Annotated in this window: 24 protein-coding genes; 9 read left to right on the forward strand and 15 right to left on the reverse strand. The window is 61.2% G+C overall.

The genetic code is table 11. The features are described 5' to 3' along the window. The first annotated feature begins 225 nt into the window (after positions 1–225). Positions 226–2,334, forward strand: a complete 2,109-nt coding sequence (locus tag OSW16_RS05680) for a molybdopterin oxidoreductase family protein (protein ID WP_267821405.1) — start codon at positions 226–228, stop codon at positions 2,332–2,334. Positions 2,335–2,425: 91 nt separating this feature from the next. After that, entirely contained in the window at positions 2,426–2,761 is a 336-nt protein-coding gene (gene grxD / locus OSW16_RS05685) for a Grx4 family monothiol glutaredoxin (RefSeq protein ID WP_241804870.1), read from the forward strand. A gap of 57 nt (positions 2,762–2,818) precedes the next feature. On the opposite strand, the gene bfr is transcribed toward grxD, so the two are convergent. Both bfr and OSW16_RS05695 read right to left on the reverse strand, forming a co-directional pair. After that, positions 2,819–3,292, reverse strand: coding sequence for a bacterioferritin (gene bfr / locus OSW16_RS05690; protein WP_012313030.1), 474 nt, complete (start codon positions 3,290–3,292; stop codon positions 2,819–2,821). Between the two features lie 199 nt (positions 3,293–3,491). Beyond that, complete coding sequence (locus OSW16_RS05695; protein WP_039601808.1) at positions 3,492–3,713, reverse strand: bacterioferritin-associated ferredoxin; 222 nt, start codon at positions 3,711–3,713, stop codon at positions 3,492–3,494. A gap of 213 nt (positions 3,714–3,926) precedes the next feature. On the opposite strand from OSW16_RS05695, the gene OSW16_RS05700 reads away from it, so the two are divergent. After that, entirely contained in the window at positions 3,927–4,529 is a 603-nt protein-coding gene (locus OSW16_RS05700) for a peroxiredoxin (protein WP_012273884.1), read from the forward strand. Between the two features lie 171 nt (positions 4,530–4,700). Here the strand turns inward: OSW16_RS05700 and rnt are convergent, their stop codons facing one another. Next, a complete protein-coding gene (gene rnt / locus OSW16_RS05705) occupies positions 4,701–5,312 on the reverse strand; it encodes a ribonuclease T (protein WP_372490474.1) in 612 nt (203 codons plus the stop codon). Positions 5,313–5,371: 59 nt separating this feature from the next. Further along, complete coding sequence (gene pyrC, locus OSW16_RS05710; protein ID WP_267821412.1) at positions 5,372–6,418, reverse strand: dihydroorotase; 1,047 nt, start codon at positions 6,416–6,418, stop codon at positions 5,372–5,374. Positions 6,419–6,548: 130 nt separating this feature from the next. Here pyrC and OSW16_RS05715 point away from each other — a divergent pair, with 130 nt between their 5' ends. Beyond that, positions 6,549–7,523 (forward strand): flagellar protein MotY, encoded by a 975-nt coding sequence (locus OSW16_RS05715; protein ID WP_267821413.1) that lies wholly within the window; start codon positions 6,549–6,551, stop codon positions 7,521–7,523. A 127-nt stretch (positions 7,524–7,650) separates the two neighbouring features. After that, positions 7,651–8,868, forward strand: a complete 1,218-nt coding sequence (locus OSW16_RS05720; RefSeq protein WP_241804875.1) for an argininosuccinate synthase — start codon at positions 7,651–7,653, stop codon at positions 8,866–8,868. 164 nt (positions 8,869–9,032) lie between these two features. Here OSW16_RS05720 and OSW16_RS05725 read toward each other — a convergent pair whose 3' ends face one another. Continuing rightward, the gene (locus OSW16_RS05725; protein WP_267821415.1) at positions 9,033–9,539 is read right to left on the reverse strand and encodes a hypothetical protein; all 507 of its coding nucleotides are present in this window, start codon (positions 9,537–9,539) and stop codon (positions 9,033–9,035) included. A 364-nt stretch (positions 9,540–9,903) separates the two neighbouring features. On the opposite strand from OSW16_RS05725, the gene OSW16_RS05730 reads away from it, so the two are divergent. Then, positions 9,904–10,530: a response regulator transcription factor gene (locus OSW16_RS05730; protein ID WP_241804877.1), complete on the forward strand. Its 627-nt coding sequence runs from the start codon at positions 9,904–9,906 to the stop codon at positions 10,528–10,530. 46 nt (positions 10,531–10,576) lie between these two features. Here OSW16_RS05730 and OSW16_RS05735 read toward each other — a convergent pair whose 3' ends face one another. The 7 genes from OSW16_RS05735 to metG form a co-directional block, all read right to left on the reverse strand. Then, a complete protein-coding gene (locus OSW16_RS05735) occupies positions 10,577–10,753 on the reverse strand; it encodes a PA3496 family putative envelope integrity protein (RefSeq protein ID WP_241804878.1) in 177 nt (58 codons plus the stop codon). Positions 10,754–10,857: 104 nt separating this feature from the next. Further along, entirely contained in the window at positions 10,858–11,496 is a 639-nt protein-coding gene (gene nth / locus OSW16_RS05740; protein ID WP_267821419.1) for an endonuclease III, read from the reverse strand. A gap of 4 nt (positions 11,497–11,500) precedes the next feature. Further along, a complete protein-coding gene (locus OSW16_RS05745; RefSeq protein WP_267821421.1) occupies positions 11,501–12,025 on the reverse strand; it encodes an Rnf-Nqr domain containing protein in 525 nt (174 codons plus the stop codon). Further along, entirely contained in the window at positions 12,018–12,620 is a 603-nt protein-coding gene (locus OSW16_RS05750) for an RnfABCDGE type electron transport complex subunit G (RefSeq protein WP_267821423.1), read from the reverse strand. Before OSW16_RS05750 ends, OSW16_RS05745 begins: the two co-directional genes overlap by 8 nt. After that, positions 12,617–13,600, reverse strand: coding sequence for an RnfABCDGE type electron transport complex subunit D (locus tag OSW16_RS05755; protein ID WP_267821426.1), 984 nt, complete (start codon positions 13,598–13,600; stop codon positions 12,617–12,619). The genes OSW16_RS05750 and OSW16_RS05755 overlap by 4 nt, the downstream gene beginning before the upstream one ends. Then, a complete protein-coding gene (locus OSW16_RS05760) occupies positions 13,597–14,145 on the reverse strand; it encodes an Rnf-Nqr domain containing protein (protein WP_267821428.1) in 549 nt (182 codons plus the stop codon). The genes OSW16_RS05755 and OSW16_RS05760 overlap by 4 nt, the downstream gene beginning before the upstream one ends. 93 nt (positions 14,146–14,238) lie before the next feature. Continuing rightward, positions 14,239–16,284, reverse strand: coding sequence for a methionine--tRNA ligase (metG, locus tag OSW16_RS05765; protein ID WP_267821430.1), 2,046 nt, complete (start codon positions 16,282–16,284; stop codon positions 14,239–14,241). A gap of 156 nt (positions 16,285–16,440) precedes the next feature. Here metG and apbC point away from each other — a divergent pair, with 156 nt between their 5' ends. Further along, positions 16,441–17,535 carry an iron-sulfur cluster carrier protein ApbC gene (gene apbC, locus OSW16_RS05770; RefSeq protein WP_267821432.1) on the forward strand — a complete coding sequence of 365 codons (1,095 nt, stop codon included), beginning with the start codon at positions 16,441–16,443 and terminating at the stop codon, positions 17,533–17,535. A gap of 156 nt (positions 17,536–17,691) precedes the next feature. Here apbC and OSW16_RS05775 read toward each other — a convergent pair whose 3' ends face one another. Then, a complete protein-coding gene (locus tag OSW16_RS05775; RefSeq protein ID WP_016488765.1) occupies positions 17,692–17,901 on the reverse strand; it encodes a cold-shock protein in 210 nt (69 codons plus the stop codon). Between the two features lie 328 nt (positions 17,902–18,229). Between OSW16_RS05775 and dcd the strand changes: the two genes are divergently transcribed. After that, positions 18,230–18,796 carry a dCTP deaminase gene (gene dcd / locus OSW16_RS05780; RefSeq protein WP_145187793.1) on the forward strand — a complete coding sequence of 189 codons (567 nt, stop codon included), beginning with the start codon at positions 18,230–18,232 and terminating at the stop codon, positions 18,794–18,796. A gap of 98 nt (positions 18,797–18,894) precedes the next feature. Continuing rightward, positions 18,895–19,122: a hypothetical protein gene (locus OSW16_RS05785; RefSeq protein WP_012313047.1), complete on the forward strand. Its 228-nt coding sequence runs from the start codon at positions 18,895–18,897 to the stop codon at positions 19,120–19,122. A gap of 13 nt (positions 19,123–19,135) precedes the next feature. Here the strand turns inward: OSW16_RS05785 and pdeM are convergent, their stop codons facing one another. Both pdeM and OSW16_RS05795 read right to left on the reverse strand, forming a co-directional pair. Beyond that, complete coding sequence (gene pdeM, locus OSW16_RS05790; protein ID WP_241804886.1) at positions 19,136–19,795, reverse strand: ligase-associated DNA damage response endonuclease PdeM; 660 nt, start codon at positions 19,793–19,795, stop codon at positions 19,136–19,138. Further along, the gene (locus OSW16_RS05795; RefSeq protein ID WP_267821442.1) at positions 19,792–22,245 is read right to left on the reverse strand and encodes a ligase-associated DNA damage response DEXH box helicase; all 2,454 of its coding nucleotides are present in this window, start codon (positions 22,243–22,245) and stop codon (positions 19,792–19,794) included. The genes pdeM and OSW16_RS05795 overlap by 4 nt, the downstream gene beginning before the upstream one ends. Positions 22,246–22,306 lie beyond the last annotated feature (61 nt).

The following is a 22,306-nucleotide window of genomic DNA, read 5'->3' on the forward strand; positions in this document are numbered from 1 at the left end:
CCAAGAGGGGGAACAGCGGCTCTGTTGCAAAGGGTGTCATTACCCCTTGAGCCTGCGCTGTTTTTTATTTGCTACACAGGTTTTACACGGCTTGCTGGCAATTTGGCAAATCACTGTCGCAAATCGTGCGCCTGATGTCGGTAGATTCACACGGCGAAGCGCGCTGGCAGGGTGCGGGGCGGGGGCCCATAGTCGAGGTTCGATAATTGCGAGGCAGAGGCCGCCATGACCAAGACCCTGCACCACCGTGCCTGCCACCTGTGTGAGGCGATCTGTGGGCTGAACATCGAGGTGAGCCACGAACACGACGGGAGCGCGCGCATCAGCGCGATCAAGGGCGATCCCCTGGACCCGTTCAGCCGTGGCCACATCTGCCCAAAGGCCGTGGCGCTGCAGGATATCCAGGATGACCCGGACCGCCTGCGCCAACCGCATCGACGGGTGGCGGGCCAGTGGCAGGCCATCAGTTGGGAGGAGGCATTTGCCCTGGCCGCCGACAAGCTGTGGTCGATACAGCAGGCGCATGGGCGCAACGCCGTGGCGGTTTATCAAGGCAACCCGAGCGTGCACAACTATGGCTTGATGACCCACAGCAACTACTTTCTGGGGCTACTCAAGACGCGTAACCGTTTCTCCGCAACTTCGGTGGACCAGTTACCGCAGCACCTGACCAGTTACCTGATGTATGGCCACGGCCTGCTGTTGCCGGTCCCGGACATCGATCACACCGATTTCATGCTGATCCTCGGTGGCAACCCGTTGGCCTCCAATGGCAGCATCATGACCGTGCCGGATGTGGAGAAGCGCCTCAAGGCCTTGAAAGCCAGAGGCGGGCAACTGGTGGTGGTGGACCCGCGGCGCAGTGAAACTGCGGCCATGGCAAGCCAGCACCTGTTCGTGCGCCCCGGCGGCGATGCGGCGTTGCTCTGCGCTTTGCTCAACACCCTCTTCGACGAAGGCCTGGCGAGAGGTTCGCATCTGCCAGTCAACGGCCTGGAGCAGGTGCGCACGGCGATCCAGCCGTTCACCGCCGAGGCCATGAGCGCCCAGTGCGGCATCGACGCTGTCAGCATTCGCCAGCTGGCGCGGGATTTCGCCGCTGCGGACAAGGCGGTCTGCTATGGCCGCATGGGGGTATCGACACAGGCGTTCGGCACCCTGTGCCACTGGCTGGTGCAAGTGATCAATCTGGTAACCGGCAACCTGGATCGTCAAGGTGGTGCACTGTGCACCGAGCCTGCCGTGGACCTGGTGGCCAGTACCTCGGGCGGGCATTTCAATGCCTGGCAGAGCCGCGTATCGGGGTTGCCCGAGTACGGCGGTGAACTGCCCGTGGCGGCCTTGGCCGAGGAAATGCTCACGCCGGGCGAGGGGCAGGTGCGGGCCCTGGTCACCGTGGCCGGTAACCCGGTGCTGTCCACACCCAATGGCAGGCAGTTGGACGTGGCGCTGCAGGGGCTGGAGTTCATGCTCAGCATCGACCTGTACATCAACGAGACGACCCGCCACGCCGACCTGATCCTGCCGTCTACCTCGGCACTGGAAAACGACCATTACGACAGCACCTTCAATCTGTTGGCTGTGCGCAATGTCACCCGCTTCAACCGGGCCATTCTGGCCAAGCCTGCAGGCGCGTTGCATGACTGGGAAATATTCGTAGGCCTGGCGCAAGCCTTTGCCAAGCGTGCAGACCAGGAGCTGAAACCGACCCTCGCACCTGCGCAGATGATCGACCTGGCGTTGCGCAAGGGCCGCTATGGCGACGAAAGTCCCCGCAAGCTTTCCCTCGAAACGCTCGATCAATACCCCCATGGCCTCGATCTGGGCCCCCTGGGCGCTAACCTGCGAGGGCGTCTGGCAACGGCCAGCAAAGCCGTGGAAGCGGCGCCCCAGGTTGTGCTGGATGACTTGCGCCGGTTGGCTGAATGCGTGCCGACGGCCGCGGGTGATTTGCTGCTCATTGGCCGTCGTCATGTACGCAGCAACAACTCATGGATGCACAACTACCATCGCCTGGTCAAAGGTAAGCCACGCCATCAGTTGCTGATGCATCCCCAGGACATGCGTCAGCGGCAGTTGGAGGATGGCCAGCGGGTGCGTATCCGCTCGCGCACCGGTGACCTGGAAGTCGAGGTGCAGGCCTGTGAGGACATCATGCCTGGCGTGGTCAGCCTGCCCCATGGCTTCGGTCATGGCCGCCAGGGCGTCAATCTGCAGATCGCCCAGGCGCAACCCGGCATCAGTGCCAATGACCTGACCGATGAGCGCCTGCGTGATGCTGTGTCCGGGAATGCGGCGCTCAATGGCGTACCCGTGCAAGTGAGTGCCGCCTGAGCACCGGCAAGGCCGAGCACAAGGCTCAGGTTTCCGATACAATGCGTCACCGTGCCGACCATCGAGTCGGAAAGTTCAGACGAGGTGTTCCATGGATATCATCGAAACGATCAAAGAGCAGATTGCCAACAACACCATTCTGCTTTACATGAAGGGCTCGCCGAATGCCCCGCAATGCGGGTTCTCGGCCAAGGCATCGCAAGCTGTGATGGGTTGTGGCGAAAAGTTTGCTTACGTGGATATCCTGCAGAACCCGGAAATCCGCGCCAACCTGCCCAAGTACGCCAACTGGCCGACCTTCCCGCAACTGTGGGTAGCTGGCGAGCTGGTCGGCGGCAGCGACATCATGTTGGAGATGTTCGAGAACGGTGAGCTTCAAGCACTGATCAAGGACGCCGCTGCCAAGGCCAAGGCTTCCGAAGCCTGATCTTCCGGCAAGCATGAAAAAACCCGCTCATGGCGGGTTTTTTTATGGGGCTGGAATTTACTCTTCGCCCATCTGCGACTGCAGGTAGTTCTCGATGGTGATCTTGTCGATCAGGCTCAATTGAGTTTCCAGCCAGTCAATGTGTTCTTCCTCGGACTCGAGGATGTCTTCAAGCAGTTCACGCGAGCCAAAGTCGCCGACGGTTTCGCAGTGGGCGATGGCGGCTTTGAGATCGATCAGGCCTTTCTGCTCGATCTTCAGGTCGCACTCGAGCATTTCCTTGGTGTGCTCGCCGATCAGCAGCTTGCCCAGGTCCTGCACGTTAGGGATGCCTTCGAGGAAGAGAATACGCTTGATCAACTTGTCAGCGTGTTTCATCTCGTCGATGGATTCTTTGTACTCATGCTTGCCGAGCTTGTTCAGGCCCCAATCTTCGTACATGCGTGCGTGCAGGAAGTACTGGTTGATCGCGACCAGCTCGTTTCCGAGGATCTTGTTGAGATGCTGGATGACGCTTACGTCGCCTTTCATTGCGGGTTCCTGCCCTAGAAGTGTGCCAATACAGCGAAGTTTGAGCCTGATACTTAGGGCTGTCAAACCTAAGTTATTGAATAATAAGTGAAAATAAATAGGAATAAGAATGTTTGTGAACCGCGTTGGGGCGCTAACTTATTGAATTTTAGGCATAAAAAAACCGGACGCGAGGTCCGGTTCTTCGAATTGGGCGATATCAGGCGGCGGTAAATTCCACCGGATAGGGCAGGGCGGCTTGCTGGCTCACCTGAAGCTCGGTCAGGGTCTCGCGGACGACCTGCTTGGCCAGGCAGGCGCATTTGCCACATTGGCTGGCGACATTGGTCGCGGCTCTGACGTCCTTGTAGCTGCAGCATCCTTCATAGATCGCATCGCGGATCTGTCCGTCGGTCACGCCGACACAAAGACACACATACATAAAGTCGGACCATCGCTGGTTGAGTCGATGGGTGGAGAGTAATGGTAATGAGAATGCTTGTCAAAACACTTTCTGTAAGTGCCGTGCTTGAGCGACCGGCGGTTGGATTCGGCCTGTCAGCGGAAGCCGTGTATGATGGTCGGCCTTTGTTGGATGTCGGGCAAGCCCGCCTTGGCCTGGCAAACGGTTCTTCACCCTCATCTGGAGATTACAATGAGCGTACTCGTTGGCAAAAAAGCCCCCGACTTCACCGTCCCGGCTGTACTGGGCAATGGCGAAATCGTCGACAGCTTCAACCTGGCCTCGGCCATCAAGGGCAAGTACGGCCTGGTGTTCTTCTACCCACTGGACTTCACCTTCGTATGCCCGTCCGAGCTGATTGCCCTGGACAACCGCATTCCGGACTTCCAGGCTCGCAACGTTGAAGTGATCGGCGTTTCGATCGACTCGCATTTCACCCACAACGCCTGGCGTAACACCCCTGTCAACAATGGCGGTATCGGCCAGGTCAAGTACACCCTGGCAGCCGACATGACCCACGAAATCTGCAAGGCCTACGACGTTGAGTCCGAAGGCGGCGTGGCTTTCCGTGGCGCTTTCCTGATCGATACCAACGGTGTCGTCCGTTCGCAGATCATCAATGACCTGCCGCTGGGCCGTAACATGGACGAGCTGCTGCGTCTGGTCGATGCCCTGCAATTCCACGAAGAGCACGGCGAAGTCTGCCCGGCCAACTGGAAAAAAGGCGACAAGGGCATGAACGCTTCGCCAGAAGGCGTTGCTGCATACCTGAGCGAGAACGCTGGCAAGCTGTAATTGCTGAGCGCCAAAAAAAAACCGGCCTTCGTGGCCGGTTTTTTTTTAGCTGCAAGCTGCAAGCTGCAAGCTGCAAGCTTCAAGCTTCAAGCTTCAAGCAAAAGCCAGAGCGATCCGCGTACTGCTTTGGCTCTTTCTTGTAGCTTGCAGCTTGCAGCTTGCCGCTCCACCTCAATCGTTGAAATCGCGCCAGCCGCCCATCTCTTTCCAGCGGTTGACGATGCCGCAGAAGAGTTCGGCGGTCTTCTCGGTGTCGTAACGTGCCGAGTGCGCCTCACGGCCGTCGAAGTCGATGTCAGCGCTCTGGCAGGCCCTTGCCAACACGGTCTGGCCGTACGCCAGGCCAGCCAGGGTCGCGGTGTCGAAGCTGGAGAACGGGTGGAACGGGTTGCGCTTCAGATCGTTGCGCGCTACCGCGGCATTGAGGAAACCCAGGTCGAAGCTGCTGTTGTGGCCGACCAGGATCGCCCGCTTGCAGCCATTGGCCTTCAATGCCTTGCGCACGCCGCGAAAAATGTCTGTCAGCGCGCTGTCTTCGCTCACCGCCATGCGCAGCGGGTGGTCCAGCTTGATACCGGTGAACTCCAGCGCGGCAGCCTCGATATTGGCCCCCTCGAACGGCTCCACACGGTAGAAGTAAGTGTGCTCCGGGAACAGGAAACCTTTCTCGTCCATACCGATGGTTACCGCCGCGATTTCCAGCAGGGCATCGGTGGCGCTGTTGAAACCGCCGGTCTCCACATCCACCACTACTGGCAGGTAGCCGCGGAAGCGCTCGGCCATCGGGTGGCGCGAGCCGCTGCCGGCTTGCCCGTCCTGGTCGTCTTCGTAGAGGTCTTCGCTCACGCGTTGTCCTCCAGCAGGCGCCAACGCAGTTTTTCACCGGCGCGCAGCGGGATCACCGTCTGATCGCCAAACGGCAGGCTGTCCGGGGCCGTCCATTCTTCACGGACCAGGGTAATGGTGTCGGTATTCGCTGGCAGGCCATAGAAGGCCGGGCCATGCAGGCTGGCGAAACCTTCCAGCTTGTCCAGCGCATGACGCTGTTCGAAAGCTTCGGCGTACATCTCGATGGCCGCATAGGCGGTGTAGCAACCGGCACAACCACAGGCAGCTTCCTTGGCGTGGCGGGCGTGGGGTGCCGAGTCAGTGCCGAGGAAGAACTTCGGGTTGCCACTGGTAGCCGCGTCCAGCAGCGCCACCTGATGGGTGTTGCGCTTGAGGATCGGCAGGCAGTAGAAGTGCGGTCGAATGCCGCCGACCAACATGTGGTTGCGGTTGTACAACAGATGCTGTGCGGTGATGGTCGCCCCGACGTTGGCGGGGGCCTCGGTGACGAATTGCGCTGCATCGGCCGTGGTGATGTGCTCGAACACCACTTTCAGCGTGGGGAAGCGCTCGACCAGGCGACGCATGTGTTCGTCGATGAAGCGTTTTTCGCGGTCGAACACGTCGATCTCGCTGCGGGTCACTTCACCATGCACCAGCAACGGCATGCCGACCTCAGCCAGCGCTTCGATGGCCGGGAAGATATTGTCGATGCTGGTCACGCCGGAATCGGAGTTGGTGGTGGCGCCGGCCGGGTACAGCTTGGCGGCGTACACGATGCCGCTGGCCTTGGCCGCGCGGATGTCCTCGGGGCTGGTGCGGTCGGTGAGGTACAGCACCATCAACGGCTCGAAGCGGCTACCGGCCGGGCGGGCATTGAGGATGCGCTCACGGTAGGCCCCGGCTTCGTCGGCATTGCGTACCGGTGGAACCAGGTTGGGCATGATGATGGCACGGGCGAAAGTACGCGCCACATCGCCAACGGTATGGGGCAGGACGGCACCATCGCGCAGATGGATGTGCCAGTCGTCGGGACGCAGGAGGGTCAGGCGATCGGACATTGGGGATTCCAGGCGGGTCGAACTCAGGCCCCAATGCTACCGGAAAACCCTCGCCCGAGCACGGCTATCAAGTTTTCCGGCGAGCGTCCGATAGCCTGCCTGTAAGCCGTCAGAATTAGTGGAGCCTCCCGTGCGCCAGCGTTACCTAGCCCTGTTGACCCTGTTCGCCAGCCTGCCGGCCGGCGCATTGACCTTCCAGACCCGCATGGAAAACATCGCCTGGAAAGTCGAGGGTGATCAGTTCGAGTGCCGCCTGATTCAGCCGATCGATGGTTTCGGCAGTGGTGAGTTCGTGCGCCGGGCCGGTGAGCAGCCAGTGTTCCAGCTGCGCTCCGGCAGTACTGTGCTGGGCGCAGGTTCCGCTACGCTGCTGGCGGCTGCGGCCCCCTGGCAGCCGGGCCGTGGCGATATCAACCTGGGGGCGGTGCGGCTGGCGCGTACTGGCGTGCTGTTCAGTTCATCCCAAGGCCAGGCCAGCCGCTTGATCAACGGGCTGCTCGATGGCCGCAGCACGGTGGTGCGAAGCTACGCCGGGGAGGCGGGGCGGCCGATCGAAGTGCGTGTGCTGCCGGTCAGTTTTGCCAAAGCGTGGAGTGATTACCAGGCCTGCGCCGGCAAGATGCTGGCAATGAACTATGACCAGGTGCGCCAGACGCAGGTGGGGTTCCCTGGGGGGGGCATCGACCTGGATGCGGCGGCGCGCGCGCGACTGGATGTGGTCCTGGAGTATTTGAAGGCCGATCCGACGGTCAACCATATCGAGCTCAATGGCCACTCGGACAACAGCGGCAATCGCTTGACCAACCGTGATACCTCGCGGCGCCGTGCGCTGGCGGTGGCCGATTACTTCAAAGCCCATGGGGTGCCGGAGGAGCAGATTACCGTGCGCTTCCATGGTGAACGTTACCCCCTGGTGAAGAACAACAGTGCCGCAAACCGCGCACGCAACCGGCGCGTCAATATCGAGCTGGATCGTGTTGCACCGGTGGAAAAGCCGGCCGCCCAACCTGCCCAGCACCCGGCCCCGGCGACCGCACCCGCGACCGCGCCTGCGCCAGCCCCGGCCAGCGCTACTGCTGCCCCGCCCGCCGCGAAACCGTCCTGACGCTGCAGGGCGTCGCCCCATCGACAGTTCCTGTCGCTTTGTCGTCAGAAGCTGTCGCGCCACTGTAAATTTATCCGCAACGCCGGTAGAATCGACCCCTTTCCGTACAACCCCGTGGAGTGATGGCATGGCGGACGTAAAAAAGGTCGTACTGGCGTATTCCGGCGGCCTTGATACTTCGGTGATTCTCAAGTGGCTGCAGGATACCTACGACTGCGAAGTGGTGACGTTCACCGCTGACCTGGGTCAGGGCGAAGAAGTCGAGCCGGCTCGCGCCAAAGCTCAGGCAATGGGCGTCAAAGAGATCTATATCGACGACCTGCGCGAAGAATTCGTGCGCGACTTCGTCTTCCCGATGTTCCGCGCCAACACCGTCTACGAAGGCGAGTACCTGCTGGGTACTTCCATCGCCCGTCCGCTGATCGCCAAGCGCCTGATCGAAATCGCCAACGAAACCGGCGCTGATGCCATTTCCCACGGCGCTACCGGCAAAGGTAACGACCAGGTGCGTTTCGAGCTGGGTGCCTATGCACTCAAGCCGGGCGTCAAGGTCATCGCCCCATGGCGCGAGTGGGACCTGCTGTCGCGCGAGAAGCTGATGGACTACGCCGAGAAGCACGGTATCCCGATCGAGCGCCACGGCAAGAAGAAGTCCCCGTACTCGATGGATGCCAACCTGCTGCATATCTCCTATGAAGGCGGTGTGCTGGAAGATACCTGGACCGAGCACGAAGAAGACATGTGGCGCTGGAGCGTCTCGCCAGAGAACGCGCCGGACCAGGCGACCTACCTCGAACTGACCTACCGTAATGGTGACATCGTCGCCATCGATGGCGTCGAGAAGACCCCGGCCACCGTCCTGGCCGACCTGAACCGCATTGGTGGTGCCAACGGTATCGGCCGTCTGGACATCGTCGAAAACCGTTACGTGGGCATGAAGTCGCGCGGCTGCTACGAGACCCCGGGCGGCACCATCATGCTCAAGGCTCACCGTGCCATCGAGTCGATCACCCTCGACCGCGAAGTCGCACACCTGAAAGACGAGCTGATGCCCAAGTACGCCAGCCTGATCTACACCGGCTACTGGTGGAGCCCGGAGCGTCTGATGCTTCAGCAGATGATCGACGCTTCGCAGGTCAACGTGAACGGTGTCGTGCGCCTGAAGCTGTACAAAGGCAATGTCACCGTGGTCGGCCGCAAGTCGGACGACTCGCTGTTCGATGCCAACATCGCGACCTTCGAAGAAGATGGTGGCGCGTACAACCAGGCTGATGCTGCGGGCTTCATCAAGCTCAATGCACTGCGCATGCGTATCGCTGCCAACAAGGGCCGCGCGTTGCTCTAAGCCTCAAAGTTGTTGCATGAACCCCGGTTTCGGGCTAATGCCAGTCAGTTAGCGTCATCGGGCTGCAAAGCAGCCCCCTCTCGCTCAACTGCCAGGCATCTGGCTCGGCCGGGGTTTTTGTATGCACGAATAGGTTTTACCTGGCGTGCAAGGCCGTGGGCCGATCAATTCTTCAGGTGTGCCGCGTTGTCCGGCAACTCACAGACCGACACGCGAAAACATTGTTGCTTGTCCAGGTTGCAGTAAACCCAGGTGCCTGAATTGACGTGAGGTTGTGCAAGCGTCCTCAGCACATGTTGCTCGATCATTCTTTGCGCATCAGGGCCTGACAGCATGACAGTTACAGGCTCCGCTTCGAGTGAGGGTTGTCGAGCGTTCTGCACGGAACTGGCCGAGGAGGGGATAACAGGTAAAACAGTCGTCGTTGGCTGCAGCGCACTGGTTGCCTCGTCAGCGGAAGTGCTTTCGGGTTTGTACAGTGATTTATAGTTGAAGTTCAGCGTCAGGAAAAACAGCCCGGTCAGAAAGAACGGAAAGCCCACTAGAAACCAGGTATAGAGGCTCTGACTTTTTTCGCTGAGAAACGGAAGTGTCGCCAGTGCAGAGGCCTCGATGATGCCTGCAAAGATGGCGATGATCGTCATGGGGGCGGTGGGTTGGTTTTCAGCCATGGTAGTGGCCTCCTGCGTTTTTTCAATCAATACCTTACCGAGCCGCTCAACCAAATTATGCACCGTTTCCGGAAAGTGAAATGGATCCCGGTGTTTCGAAATATCTGAAACGGTTTTTGTTTTGCGGCGGGTTTGATTGTTGGGTAATGCAGGCTTTAATTCTGTTTTAAGAGAGTGGTCATGCGCTTTTGCGTCTAGACAGGTATTTATATTGGATGATTAGTTGTGCGTTGTAGGAAAATTCCTAAACCGACGTAAGGCTCATCTATTCATGTGTTTGCGAAGGAAATAGGCGCGCCATAATGCTTGCTGCTCGGTTATGGTGGTGTGTAGTCAAAGCAAATAATGAATGAATGGATATCGCATGAATAAAGTCCTTATCGTGGATGATCATCCTGTCATACGCTTGGCAGTGCGAATGCTGATGGAGCGGCATGGATACGATGTGGTCGCGGAAACCGACAACGGCGTGGCAGCTTTGCAGCTAACCCGGGAGTACCTGCCCGATATCGTGGTACTGGATATCGGCATTCCCAAGCTCGATGGGCTGGAAGTCATCGCCCGCATGGCTTCGGCAAGCCCGGGCAGCCGGGTGCTGGTGCTTACCTCGCAGGCCCCCGGGCATTTCTCGATGCGTTGTATGCAGGCGGGGGCTTCAGGCTACGTGTGCAAGCAACAGGAACTCACCGAACTGCTCAGTGCGATCAAGGCTGTGCTGTCTGGTTACAGCTATTTTCCCAACCAGGCATTGCACAAGTCGCGCGGCCGGGTTGGGGGTGGCAGCGAGACGGAAATGGTCGATCGCCTGTCGGCGCGGGAGATGATGGTGCTGCAGCAACTGGCGCGGGGCAGGTCCAACAAGGAGATAGCCGACAGCATGTTCCTCAGCAACAAGACGGTCAGTACCTACAAGACCCGTCTGCTACTCAAGCTCAATGCTCACTCGCTGGTGGACTTGATCGAATTGGCCCGGCGCCATGGCCTGACGTGACCCTGGGTACAGGCAGCCTCCTTGAAGGAGGCTTTCTCGCCCGTGGTTACAGGTCGTAGTCGAAATCGGCGAGTTGCCGTTGCAGGCGCCGCTCTTCCAGAAGGTTGTCGATAGTACGCCGCTTGCTCAGGTTGGTCTTTGCGGTTTCAACCAGAGGTTCGGCGTCGTCTTCAGCGGTGGCAAAGTCTTCTTCGATCGACAGTTCGTCTTTATCGTTACTCATGAGTCGCTCCAAGCCAAGGGGCCATTGGCCGTCCTTATAGCGAGAAAGCGAAGTTTGGTAAAAAAGATTTTTTCAATCGGGACGTGCGTGAATTCGCTATCGAATCAATCGTCAGACGTCTTCTGCTTGAACTCGCACAGGTCCTCGATCCGGCAACTGCCGCACCGTGGCTTGCGCGCCTGGCACACGTAGCGCCCATGCAAGATGAGCCAGTGATGGGCATCGAGCAGGTAATCCTTGGGCACGAACTTGAGCAGTTTTTTCTCGACTTCCAGTACGGTCTTGCCCGGTGCGATACCGGTGCGGTTGCTGACCCTGAAAATATGCGTGTCGACCGCCATGGTGGGCTGGCGGAAGGCGGTATTGAGCACCACATTGGCGGTCTTGCGGCCAACACCGGGTAGCGCCTCCAGCGCCTCCCGGTTTTGCGGAACTTCGCCCCCATGCCGTTCGATCAGCAAGCGACAGGCTTCGATCACATTCCTGGCCTTGCTGTTATACAGCCCGATGGTCTTGATGTACTCGCTCAGGCCTTCGACCCCGAGTGCGTAGATGGCGTGGGGCGTATTGGCGACCGGGAACAGGCGGGCGGTGGCCTTGTTGACCCCGACATCGGTGGACTGTGCCGACAGTGTCACGGCCACGAGTAGTTCGAAAGGCGTGGTGTAAGCCAGCTCTGTCTTGGGGTCGGGATTGTCTTCGTGCAGCCTGCGAAAGATCTCCAGGCGTTTTGCGGCATTCATGGGGTCAACGCTTTCCTTGACGACGTGAGAGGGCGGGGCCCGGGCGTAGACGATTGTACAAGGCCAGCAGCACACCGAGCAGTATCAGTGCGCCGGGCGCCAGGCTGGCCGACGCAATGCCCAGCCCCTCGGTCAGCCATTGGCGGATAACGCCGAGCAACAGGCACAGGCCCATCAGGCCGACCATCTGTAGGCAAAGTTGACGCCACCGGTCCTTCTCTACCAACAGGTGGTCCGTAACCAGGCACTGCAGGCAAATCAGCGCCGGGAAGTAACCCATCGCCAGCGCAAGCGGTAATGCCCAGGCTCGCAATGCCATCTGCAGGCAGCTGGCGAGGGCCGCTAGCAGTAGCAGGCTTGCCAGTGTGTACAGGCGACCTTCGACCCTGGGGCGCACAACGGCCAGCAAGGCCTGGTGAAGCACCGTAAGCACCAGCATGCTGGCGCCGATGACGGCGGCTTGAGGCAGCGTACCTGTAGCGCCGAGGACAGGCGCAAGGCCGGCTACCAGCAGCCAGTACCTAGTCATGGTTGAGCGTTCCGAGTAGACGTGCGCGATGTTGGTCGAAGTAGCGCAGGGCCTCCTGCTGTGCCTGGATCACCGCACGCGAGGTGACCGTTGCGCCGGCCAGTTGGTCGAAATCACCTTGGTCACGCTTGATTGCCCAACGATCCTCCAGGCGACGGTTGGCGAACTGCCCCAGCCAGTTCACCTGGGGATCGTTGATGCGTCCTCCCAGCCCAGGGCTTTCCTGCTGTTCGATGACTTGCGTGCCTATCAGTCGGCCTTGCGCGCTTATGGCAATGGTCAACCGAATGGGGGCGGCGTAACCCTGGACCTGGCTAATCAGTACGATGGCCACGGGGCTCGTGCCGCGTTCGGCGCGGTAGGCGGCCATTATGCGGCTATGCGGCGGTTGCTCTGCCGGGAGTGACACCGCGTTGCTCAGTGGCTGGTTGTCATAGCTCTGCGGTGCCAGCACCGAGAGGAACCTGCGTGCGTAAAATTGTTTCTCGGCCTCGGCGATGGGCGCGCGGGTCCAGCGTTGCCAGGCCAGCGTGCTCGCCAGTGCCAGGCCGGCCACTACCAGCAGTATCAATACACTGCGCACGGGTCGCCTCATGGCCTCACCTGCCGATACCTTGAGGCCAGGCGGTCCAGGGAGGGTACCGCAAGGTTCATCAGCAGGATGGCGAAAGCGCTACCATCGGGGTAACTACCCCAAGTCCTGATCAGGTAGATCAGTGCCCCGGCGCCCAGCCCGAACAGCAGTCGGGCGAGCTCGGTCTTCGGGCCGGAAACAGGTTCCGTGGCAATGAAAAACGCTGCCAGCATGGTCGAACCGCTGAGCAGGTGCAGCAGCGGTGAGCCGTTCGAGTCCGAGCCGGAGCCATTCCAGGCCAGCAGGCTGAACAGAGACAATCCGGCCAGCAAACCCACTGGCGCATGCCAACTGAATACCTTGCGCTGCAACAGAAATAGCCCACCCAACAAGAACGCCAGATTGACCCATTCGCTGCCATGGCCGCCAACGTTGCCGAAGCCTGGGTGGCTGGCAAACAGCTCATCGATGGTCAGGCTGCGGTTGTGCCTGAGGCCGTCGAGTGCCGTGGGGCCGGCCCACGCGTCGATCTGCTCGCCGTGGGCGAAGACCAGCTGCAGGCTGGCGCTGAAGCCTGGTGCGTGCGCTGGCCAGTGGTTCATCTGCAGTGGAAAGCTCAGCACCACGAAGGCGTACCCAACCATCGCCGGGTTGAACACGTTATGGCCGGCCCCGCCGAACGCTTGCTTGCCCAGGCCTATGGCCATCCCCGCTGCAACCATCGGCAACCACCACGGCGCCCCGGTGGGCATGGCGAGGGCGAGCAGCACTGCAGTGACCAGGGCGCTGCCGTCACTCAACGCCGATGTGACCGGCTGGTTGCGCAACGCAAGCGCTACCGCCTCGCAGCAAACGGCGGTGATTGCACACAGCGCCAGGCTCCAGAGCAGGCCCCAGCCCAGTAGCCAGAGCGAAGCCAGCAGGCCAGGCAGGCAGGCCAACAAGACCAGGCCCATGGCATGGCGCAGGCGAGGGTCAGGGGATGCCAGGGTCGGGCTCATTGCGTGAACATCCCGCTGAGGCCAGAGAGCGCCATGCCCATCACACCTGCGCCAAGCAGCGCGATGGGTAGCCCGCGCAGTGCCTCTGGCACCTGTGCGTGTTCGCTGCGCTGATTGAGGTCGTCAAACAACGCCAGGGCCAGCCAGAAGCCGAGCCCGGCCAGGACAGCCCAGCTCAGCGTGGCTTGCCATTCAAGCTGTTCACCTACAACCTGCAGTGCCATGCCCAGCACCACGGCATTCCCCACTATCGGCCACGCGAGGCCCTCTGTGGGCCATTGCGGCCGCAGTCTGGCAAGCGTCTGGGGGATGCCCCACGCCAGTAGTGCCTGCCAGGGCAGCAGCAGGAACAGACGCAGGTGCTGCAGTTGCCAGGGCGCCACGATCAGGTGTTCGAGCAATTGGCCGCCGGTGACTGCCAACATGATCGACAGCGCGCCGGCCAGGCCGCATACATGGACCCGCAGCCGGGAGGCAGGCTGTCGTCGCAAAAACAGGTGGCTGACCAGTGCGGCACTGATCAGCATCAGGACATAGTCGTTCATTCAAATGACGATAGACGTGAATCACCTGCGCTGTCCGGCGAAGCGCTAGGGGGATGAAAAAGCCCCGGCGGTGAGGCCGGGGCTTGGGGGAGGTTACTTGATACGCTGGCCTGGTTTTGCGCCACTGTCAGGGCTGAGCAGGTAGATTTCTTCACCGCCAGGGCCTGCTGCCATGACCATGCCCTCGGAAATGCCAAAGCGCATTTTCCGCGGCTTGAGGTTGGCAACCATCATGGTCAGCCGGCCTTCGAGCAGGGATGGGTCAGGGTAAGCCGACTTGATACCCGAGAACACGTTGCGGCGCTCGTCACCGATGTCCAGGGTCAGTTGCAGCAGCTTGTCGGCACCTGGCACCGCTTCGGCCTTGACGATCAGCGCCACGCGCAGGTCGACGGCCGCGAAGGTGTCGAATTCGATCTCTGCCGACAGCGGGTCCTTGGCCAGTTCGCCATTGCCGGCCGGCGCCTGGGCTTGGCCTTCGGCTGCCAGCAGGTCTTCCTTGCTGGCGGCAATCATGGCTTCGACCTTGGCAGGTTCTATGCGGCTCATCAGGGGTTTGAACGGGTTGAGCGTGTGGTTTTCCAGGCGCGACAGGTGGTCGTCCCAGGCCAGCGGCGCGACATTCAGGAACGCCTCGGCGTCGGCGGCCAGCACCGGCAATACCGGCTTGAGGAAGATCACCAACTGGCGGAACAGGTTGATGCCCTGGGCACAGATCGCCTGCACTTCGTCCTGCTTGCCTTCCTGCTTGGCCAGCGACCAGGGCGCTTTGTCGGCGATCCATGCATTGGCGCGGTCGGCCAGGGCCATGATTTCGCGCATGGCACGGCCAAAGTCGCGGGCTTCATACGCGTCAGCGATGCTCGGAGCCGCAGCCAGGAAGGCCTCGGTCAGCTCCGGGGCGGCGTCGCCGGCAACCATCACGCCGTCGTTGCCTTTGTGGATGAAGCCTGCGCAGCGGCTGGCGATGTTGACCACTTTGCCGACCAGGTCGGAGTTGACCTTCTGCACGAAGTCCTCAAGGTTGAGGTCCAGGTCATCGACGCCGCGCCCCAGTTTGGCGGCGTAGTAGTAGCGCAGGTATTCGGGCTGCAGGTGATCCAGGTAGGTGCGGGCCTTGATGAAGGTGCCGCGCGATTTCGACATCTTCGCGCCATTGACGGTCAGGTAGCCGTGCACGTTGACCGCTGTCGGCTTGCGCAGGCCTGCGCCTTCGAGCATGGCAGGCCAGAACAGGGCGTGGAAGTTGACGATGTCCTTGCCGATGAAGTGGTACAGCTCGGCCTTGGAGTCCTTGTTCCAGAACGCATCGAAATCCAGCTCCGGGCGGCGCGCGCAGAGGTTCTTGAAGCTGGCCATGTAGCCGATCGGCGCATCCAGCCAGACATAGAAGTATTTGCCAGGCTCGCCGGGGATCTCGAAGCCGAAGTACGGCGCATCACGCGAGATATCCCATTCCTGCAGGCCGGCATCCAGCCATTCGGCGAGCTTGTTGGCCACCGCATCCTGCAGGGTGCCGCTGCGGGTCCACTGCTGCAGCATGGCCTGGAAGTCCGGCAGCTTGAAGAAGAAATGCTGCGAGTCGCGCAGTACCGGGGTGGCCCCGGAGATGGCCGACTTGGGGTTTTTCAGCTCGGTCGGGGCGTACGTGGCGCCGCATTTTTCACAGTTGTCGCCGTACTGATCCTCGGCCGCGCACTTGGGGCAGGTGCCCTTGATGAAGCGGTCGGCCAGGAACATGCCCTTTTCAGGGTCGAAGTACTGGGTGACCGAGCGGGTGGCAATGTGACCGGCGTCGCGCAGGCGCGAGTAGATCAGGCTCGACAGTTCGCGGTTTTCTTCGCTGTGGGTGGAGTGGAAATTGTCGAAATCCACCAGGAAGTCGGCAAAGTCGGTGCTGTGCTCGGCCTGGACGTTGGCAATCAGTTGCTCTGGCGTGATGCCTTCCTTTTCGGCGCGCAGCATGATGGCCGAACCGTGGGCGTCATCGGCACAGACATAGATGCACTGGTTGCCGCGCAATTTCTGGAAGCGAACCCACATATCCGTCTGGATGTACTCGAGCATATGGCCAAGGTGGATGGACCCATTGGCATAGGGCAGGGCGCTGGTGACGAGAATCTGACGTGGCTCGGACATGGTGGCTCGGCTACTTATCTGGCTCGGGGTAAATTGAAGGTGATCGGCCACTATAAAGGGCTGGCGAATATATTTCACCCCATGGGCGCAACGGCTGACGATTGACGGGTTAGGATAGGCGCCTGTTCGACTAATCGTATGCCAATGGGAGCCTCCATGAGTGCCGTCACCCGTGCCGCCGTCGAAGGCGTGCTTCGTCAGTACACCGACCCTTATCTGAACCAAGACCCGGTCAGCGCCGGCTGTGTGCGTGCCATCGACATCCAGGGCGGGCAGGTCGCTGTGCAGCTGCAGCTGGGGTATGCCGCCGGTTTGTTCAAAAATGGCTGGGCGCAGGTGCTGCAGACCGCGATCGAGAACCTTGACGGTGTCAGCTCGGCCCAGGTAACGATCGACTGCGTAGTCGCCGCGCACAAGGCTCAGGCCCAGGTGCCGGCCATGGCCAACGTCAAGAACATCGTTGCCGTGGCCTCGGGCAAGGGCGGTGTCGGCAAGTCGACCACCGCCGCCAACCTGGCCTTGGCCCTGGCCCGCGAAGGGGCACGAGTGGGCATCCTCGACGCCGATATCTACGGCCCCAGCCAGGGCGTGATGTTCGGTATCGCCGAAGGCACGCGGCCGCAGATTCGCGAGCAGAAGTGGTTCGTGCCGATCAAGGCGCATGGGGTTGAAGTCATGTCGATGGCGTTCCTCACCGATGACAACACACCCATGGTATGGCGTGGCCCGATGGTTTCTGGTGCGCTGCTGCAACTGGTGACCCAGACTGCCTGGGATGACCTCGATTACCTGGTGATCGACATGCCGCCAGGTACCGGCGATATCCAGCTGACGCTGGCGCAGAAGGTTCCAGTTGCAGGCTCGGTGATCGTTACCACGCCGCAGGACCTGGCGCTGCTGGATGCGAAGAAAGGCGTGGAGATGTTCCGCAAGGTCAACATCCCGGTGCTGGGCGTGGTCGAGAACATGGCGGTGCACATCTGCTCCAATTGCGGCCATGCCGAGCACCTGTTCGGTGAAGGTGGTGGCGAGAAGCTGGCGGCGCAGTATGGGGTGGAACTGTTGGCTTCACTGCCCTTGTCGATGCTGATCCGTGAGCAGGCCGACAGCGGCAAGCCGACTGCGATTGCCGAGCCACAAAGCCAGATCGCCATGGTTTACCAGGAACTGGCGCGCCAGGTTGGGGCGCGGATCGTATTGCAGGAAGCGGCTGCGCCCGCGATGCCGAGCATTACCATCAGCGAAGATTGATACCCCGGTACAGTGCTGCGGCCGATTTGGCAGGGCTGCCTTGCAGCCCTTTGGCGACACTGACCCGCGGTCACAATGGCCTGCAGCGCCTTTTCCAAGGCATAAAAAAACCCGCCTGATGGCGGGTTCTTTTGAAAGCTAGGAAGCTAAATCGACTTAGGCGATTTGAACTTCTTCAGCCTGCATGCCTTTCTGGCCGCGGGTAGCGACGAAAGTAACAGCCTGGCCTTCTTTCAGGGTTTTGAAGCCGTCAGCTTGGATGGCTTTGAAGTGTACGAACAGATCGTCGCCCGACTGAGGGGTGATGAAGCCGTAGCCTTTCTCATCGTTGAACCACTTAACGGTACCGGATTGACGGTTGGACATTTTTCTGTCTCCTTGGACAAAGTAGATAACGGTCAGGAAAAACCCTGGCCGGGACTGAGTGCAAAGAGAGCAGAAAATTCAGCGATGGTGCGATCAGGATCGTGCATCAAACTAGAGATTCTCGGTGTCACGTGCAGCACAGTGGCGTCACCTTAACCCACTTTCCACGACCTGCCAATCTCCAAAACAGCCTTTGATGAAATTCGGATCGGCGGCGGCCGCAAGCCCCGTCTGGCGCGGGATACGGTATGGAACTTTAACCTGAGCGCCGGGACCGGTAATATGCGCTTCTCGTTTTTTCACCTCGCAACTCTCAGGACACCCCGCCATGAGCATCAAATCGGACAAGTGGATTCGCCGCATGGCGCAGGAACACGGCATGATCGAGCCGTTCGTCGAGCGCCAGGTGCGCGGCGAGCACGACAGCCGGGTGATCTCGTTCGGCGTCTCCAGCTACGGTTACGACGTGCGCTGCGCCGATGAATTCAAGGTGTTCACCAACATCAACTCGGCCACCGTCGACCCGAAAAACTTCGACGCCGGCAGCTTCGTCGACATCAAGAGCGATGTCTGCATCATCCCGCCGAACTCCTTTGCCCTGGCCCGCACCGTGGAATACTTCCGCATTCCGCGCAATGTCCTGACCATCTGTCTGGGCAAGAGCACCTATGCCCGCTGCGGCATCATCGTCAACGTCACCCCGCTCGAGCCAGAGTGGGAAGGCCATGTGACGCTGGAGTTCTCCAACACTACCACGTTGCCGGCCAAGATCTACGCCAACGAAGGCGTGGCGCAGATGCTCTTCCTCGAATCCGACGAAGAATGCGAAGTGTCGTACAAAGACCGTGGTGGCAAGTACCAGGGCCAGCGCGGCGTCACCCTGCCACGCACCTGAGCCGACGAGCGCGGGGAATTAGTTTTCGCTCGGGCACTCCAAGCTAGTGAACAGTGCCGCCATGCATGAAGCGTGGCGGCCCTTGTCAGGAGTTGCCTATGAAACTCGATCCCGCAATCAGTGCGAAGCTGGCTGTTCTGCAGCCCAACCAGATCGGCTTGCTGGCGTGGTCCCTGCTGGCCCACCCGGCTCCCATGCATCTGGGCGGAGTGCCAGGTCAGCCCGACCCGGATACCCCGCAACCGGCTCAACCTGGCGACACGCCGCCCATGGAGCCGGGTGAGCCAACCCTGCCCGACGAACCACCGCCTGCGCCGGTGGCATGAACCCTCGATGAGATCACCCTTGCAGGGCCCAGACCTGGTCTGTGCCCGCAAGATAGATACGGCTCTCTTGCCTGGGTTCGACATTCCACCCCCCGGTGAATTCGCCGAACGCCGGTAACAGGCTGACCTGCTGGTCCATCAGGAAGCAGGGCAGCCTGAGCCGCTGGCGAGCGCGGCCGCGCAGGACGAATACCGGGTGCACATGGCCGCACAGCACGGGGTGTTCGGGGTGGGCGACCGGTTCGTGCTGAAGCGCGAACGGTGCCAGCAGCCAAGGTTCTTCTGCTACCTCGATATTCAGGTCGGCTGGAGGATCACCGGCATGGCGGTCGTGGTTACCGCGTACCAGTACGATGCGCAAACCACTGTGCTGTTCTCGCCAAGCCTTCAGCTGCGCCATGGTGGCAGGCGCCTGGGCAGTTCGGGCATGCAAGAAGTCGCCAAGAATGATCAACTGCTCGCAGTCACAGGCTGCCAGCAGTGCGTTCAGGCGCTTGAGTGTGGTTTCGGTGGTGCCGCGCGGCACGGGTTGGTGTAGCGCACGGTAGCTGGCGGCTTTGCCGATATGCACGTCCGCGACCAGCAATGCGCGGCGTGCCGGCCAATAGAGCGCGCGGTCTGGCATCAGCCACAGCGTTTGCCCGCAATGCTCGATGGTCAGGTGCTTGCTCATGCTTTCGTGCCTGCGGCTTTTTCGAGGTCCGCCACCATGCGCGCAATGCGATCGGCCAGCTTTTCTGTGCTCAGGGTCTCACGCATACCTTCGACCAGTAGGGTGAAAGCCAAGGGCCCGGGCCGTCGAAGCTCACGCACATCCAGGCGCAGCTTGCTCATTTTCGCCAATTGATCTTGCAAGCGTTCGATCTCCAGTTCTTCACGCAGTACCTCATCGCGCGCCTGGCCAAGCAGCAGGTTATCGGCGTCATGTTTGCGAAATACCTCGTAGAACAGCCCGCTGGAAGCCTGGATCTGCCGGGTGCTTTTCTGCGCGCCAGGGTACCCGCTGAACACCAGCCCGGAGATCTGGGCGATTTCGCGAAAGCGCCGCAAGGCCATTTCACTGGCGTTCAGGCTGGCCAGTACATCGTCCAGCAGGTGCTCTGTGGACAGCGCTGCGGGCAGGTGGCTCGCCCAGTCCACAGGGGCTGGGCTAAGCAGTTCGAAGCCGTAGTCGCTGACGGCAATGGATACCGAAAGCGGCTGGTTGCGGCTGACCCGCCAGGCAATCAGGTTGGCCAGGCCAAGGTTGGCCATGCGGCCGGCGAACGGGTAGACGAACAGGTGCCAGCCTTGGCGTGTGGCAAGGGTTTCGGCCAGCAGCGTCTGCGTGGTGGGCAAGGCCGACCATTGCCCTTGGAGTGCGAGCAAGGGCCGCACCGTGCGCATTTCAGGGTCGTCGAAGTGGCCGTGGGCTGCGGCGTCGAGTTTTTCCACCAGGGCATCGGCCAGCTCGCTGGACAGCGGCATGCGCCCGCCATTCCAGCGCGCTACGGCGGCTTTGCGGGCAGTGCTGCGGCGTACATAGGCGGTCATGTTCTCCACCCTGACAAGCTCGAGTATCCGCCCGGCGAACACCAGGGTATCGCCCGGGCGCAGGCGGGCGATAAAGGCTTCCTCGACACTTCCCAGATGCTTGCCACCGCCGCCTTTGCTCCAATACTTGAGCTGCAGGCTGGCGTCGCTGACGATGGTGCCGATGCCCATGCGGTGTCGCCGCGCCAGCCGCTCACTGACGACCCGCCAGATACCATCGCTGTGGGCCTCGACGCGCTGGTAATCGGGGTAGGCGCCGAGCGAGCTGCCGCCGTGGCAGACAAAATCCAATGCCCACTGCCACTGGCTGTCGCGTAAATCGCCGAAGGCCCAGGTGCTGCGTACCTCGGTGAGTAGCTCAGCGGGGCGAAAGCCGCAGCCCAGCGCCATGCTGACCAAGTGCTGAACCAGCACATCCATGCACAGCCGCGGGGAGCGACGGGCCTCGATATGGCCTGCCGCAATTGCACTGCGTGCGGCTGCGGCCTCGACCAGCTCCAGGCTGTGCGTCGGCACCAGGGTGACCCGTGACTGGCGCCCCGGCGCGTGCCCGGAGCGCCCAGCCCGTTGCATCAGGCGGGCGACGCCCTTGGCCGAGCCAATTTGCAACACCCGTTCCACGGGCAAGAAGTCCACACCCAGGTCCAGGCTGGAGGTGCAGATCACGGCCTTGAGCGTGCCCTGCTTGAGGCTCAGTTCCACCCAGTCGCGGGTTGCGCGGGCCAGCGAGGCGTGGTGCAGGGCAATTTGCCCAGCCCAGTCGGGACGGGCGTCAAGCAGGGCCTGGTACCACAGCTCGGCTTGGGCACGGGTGTTGGTGAATACCAGGCTGCTGGCACTGGTATCGAGCTCCCGGGCGACCTGAGCGAGCATCTTCAGCCCCATGTGCCCTGCCCAGGGAAAGCGTTCGATGGCCTCGGGCAGGAGTGTGTCGACTACCAGGCGCTTGTCCTGGCGGCCCTTTATCAGCCGGCCACCGTTGGGCACCAGCACCTCGAGTGCATGCGGCAGGTTGCCCAAGGTGGCAGACAGCCCCCAGGTCACCAGTTGCGGTTGCCAGCGACGCAAACGGGCGAGGGCCAATTGCAACTGTACGCCGCGCTTGTTGCCGAGCAGCTCGTGCCATTCATCCACCACGACCATGCGCAGACTGGCGAAATCATCGCAGGCTTTGGCCCGCGTCAATAGCAGGGTCAGGCTCTCGGGGGTGGTGATCAATGTACTCGGCAGGCGCCGGGCCTGCCGGGCGCGCTCGGCGCTGCCGGTGTCGCCGCTGCGCACGCCGACACTCCAGTTCAGGCCAAGGTCGTCCAGCGGCGCTTGCAAGGCGCGTGCGGTATCGGCCGCCAGCGCGCGCATGGGGGTAATCCACAAGACCTGCAATGGCGCCGGCTGCCGCCCTGCGCCCTGCTTGGCGAAGGCGCGCAGTGCGGCCAGCCACAGGGCGTAGGTCTTGCCGGCGCCGGTACTGGCATGCAGCAGCCCCGACTCGCCACGCTCGACCGCCGCCCAGGTTTGCCGCTGGAAGGCGAAGGGCGTCCAGTTGCGCATGCGAAACCAGGCATTGGCAATGTCGGGAGGGCTTGGCATCGGGCCGTCGGGTCCTTCGAAGGTTGTGCTTCTACTGACCATCGGCCCGCTGGTTTGGTTT

Source organism: Pseudomonas putida (assembly GCF_026625125.1).
In the GTDB taxonomy this organism is placed as follows: Bacteria; Pseudomonadota; Gammaproteobacteria; order Pseudomonadales; family Pseudomonadaceae; genus Aquipseudomonas; species Aquipseudomonas putida_X.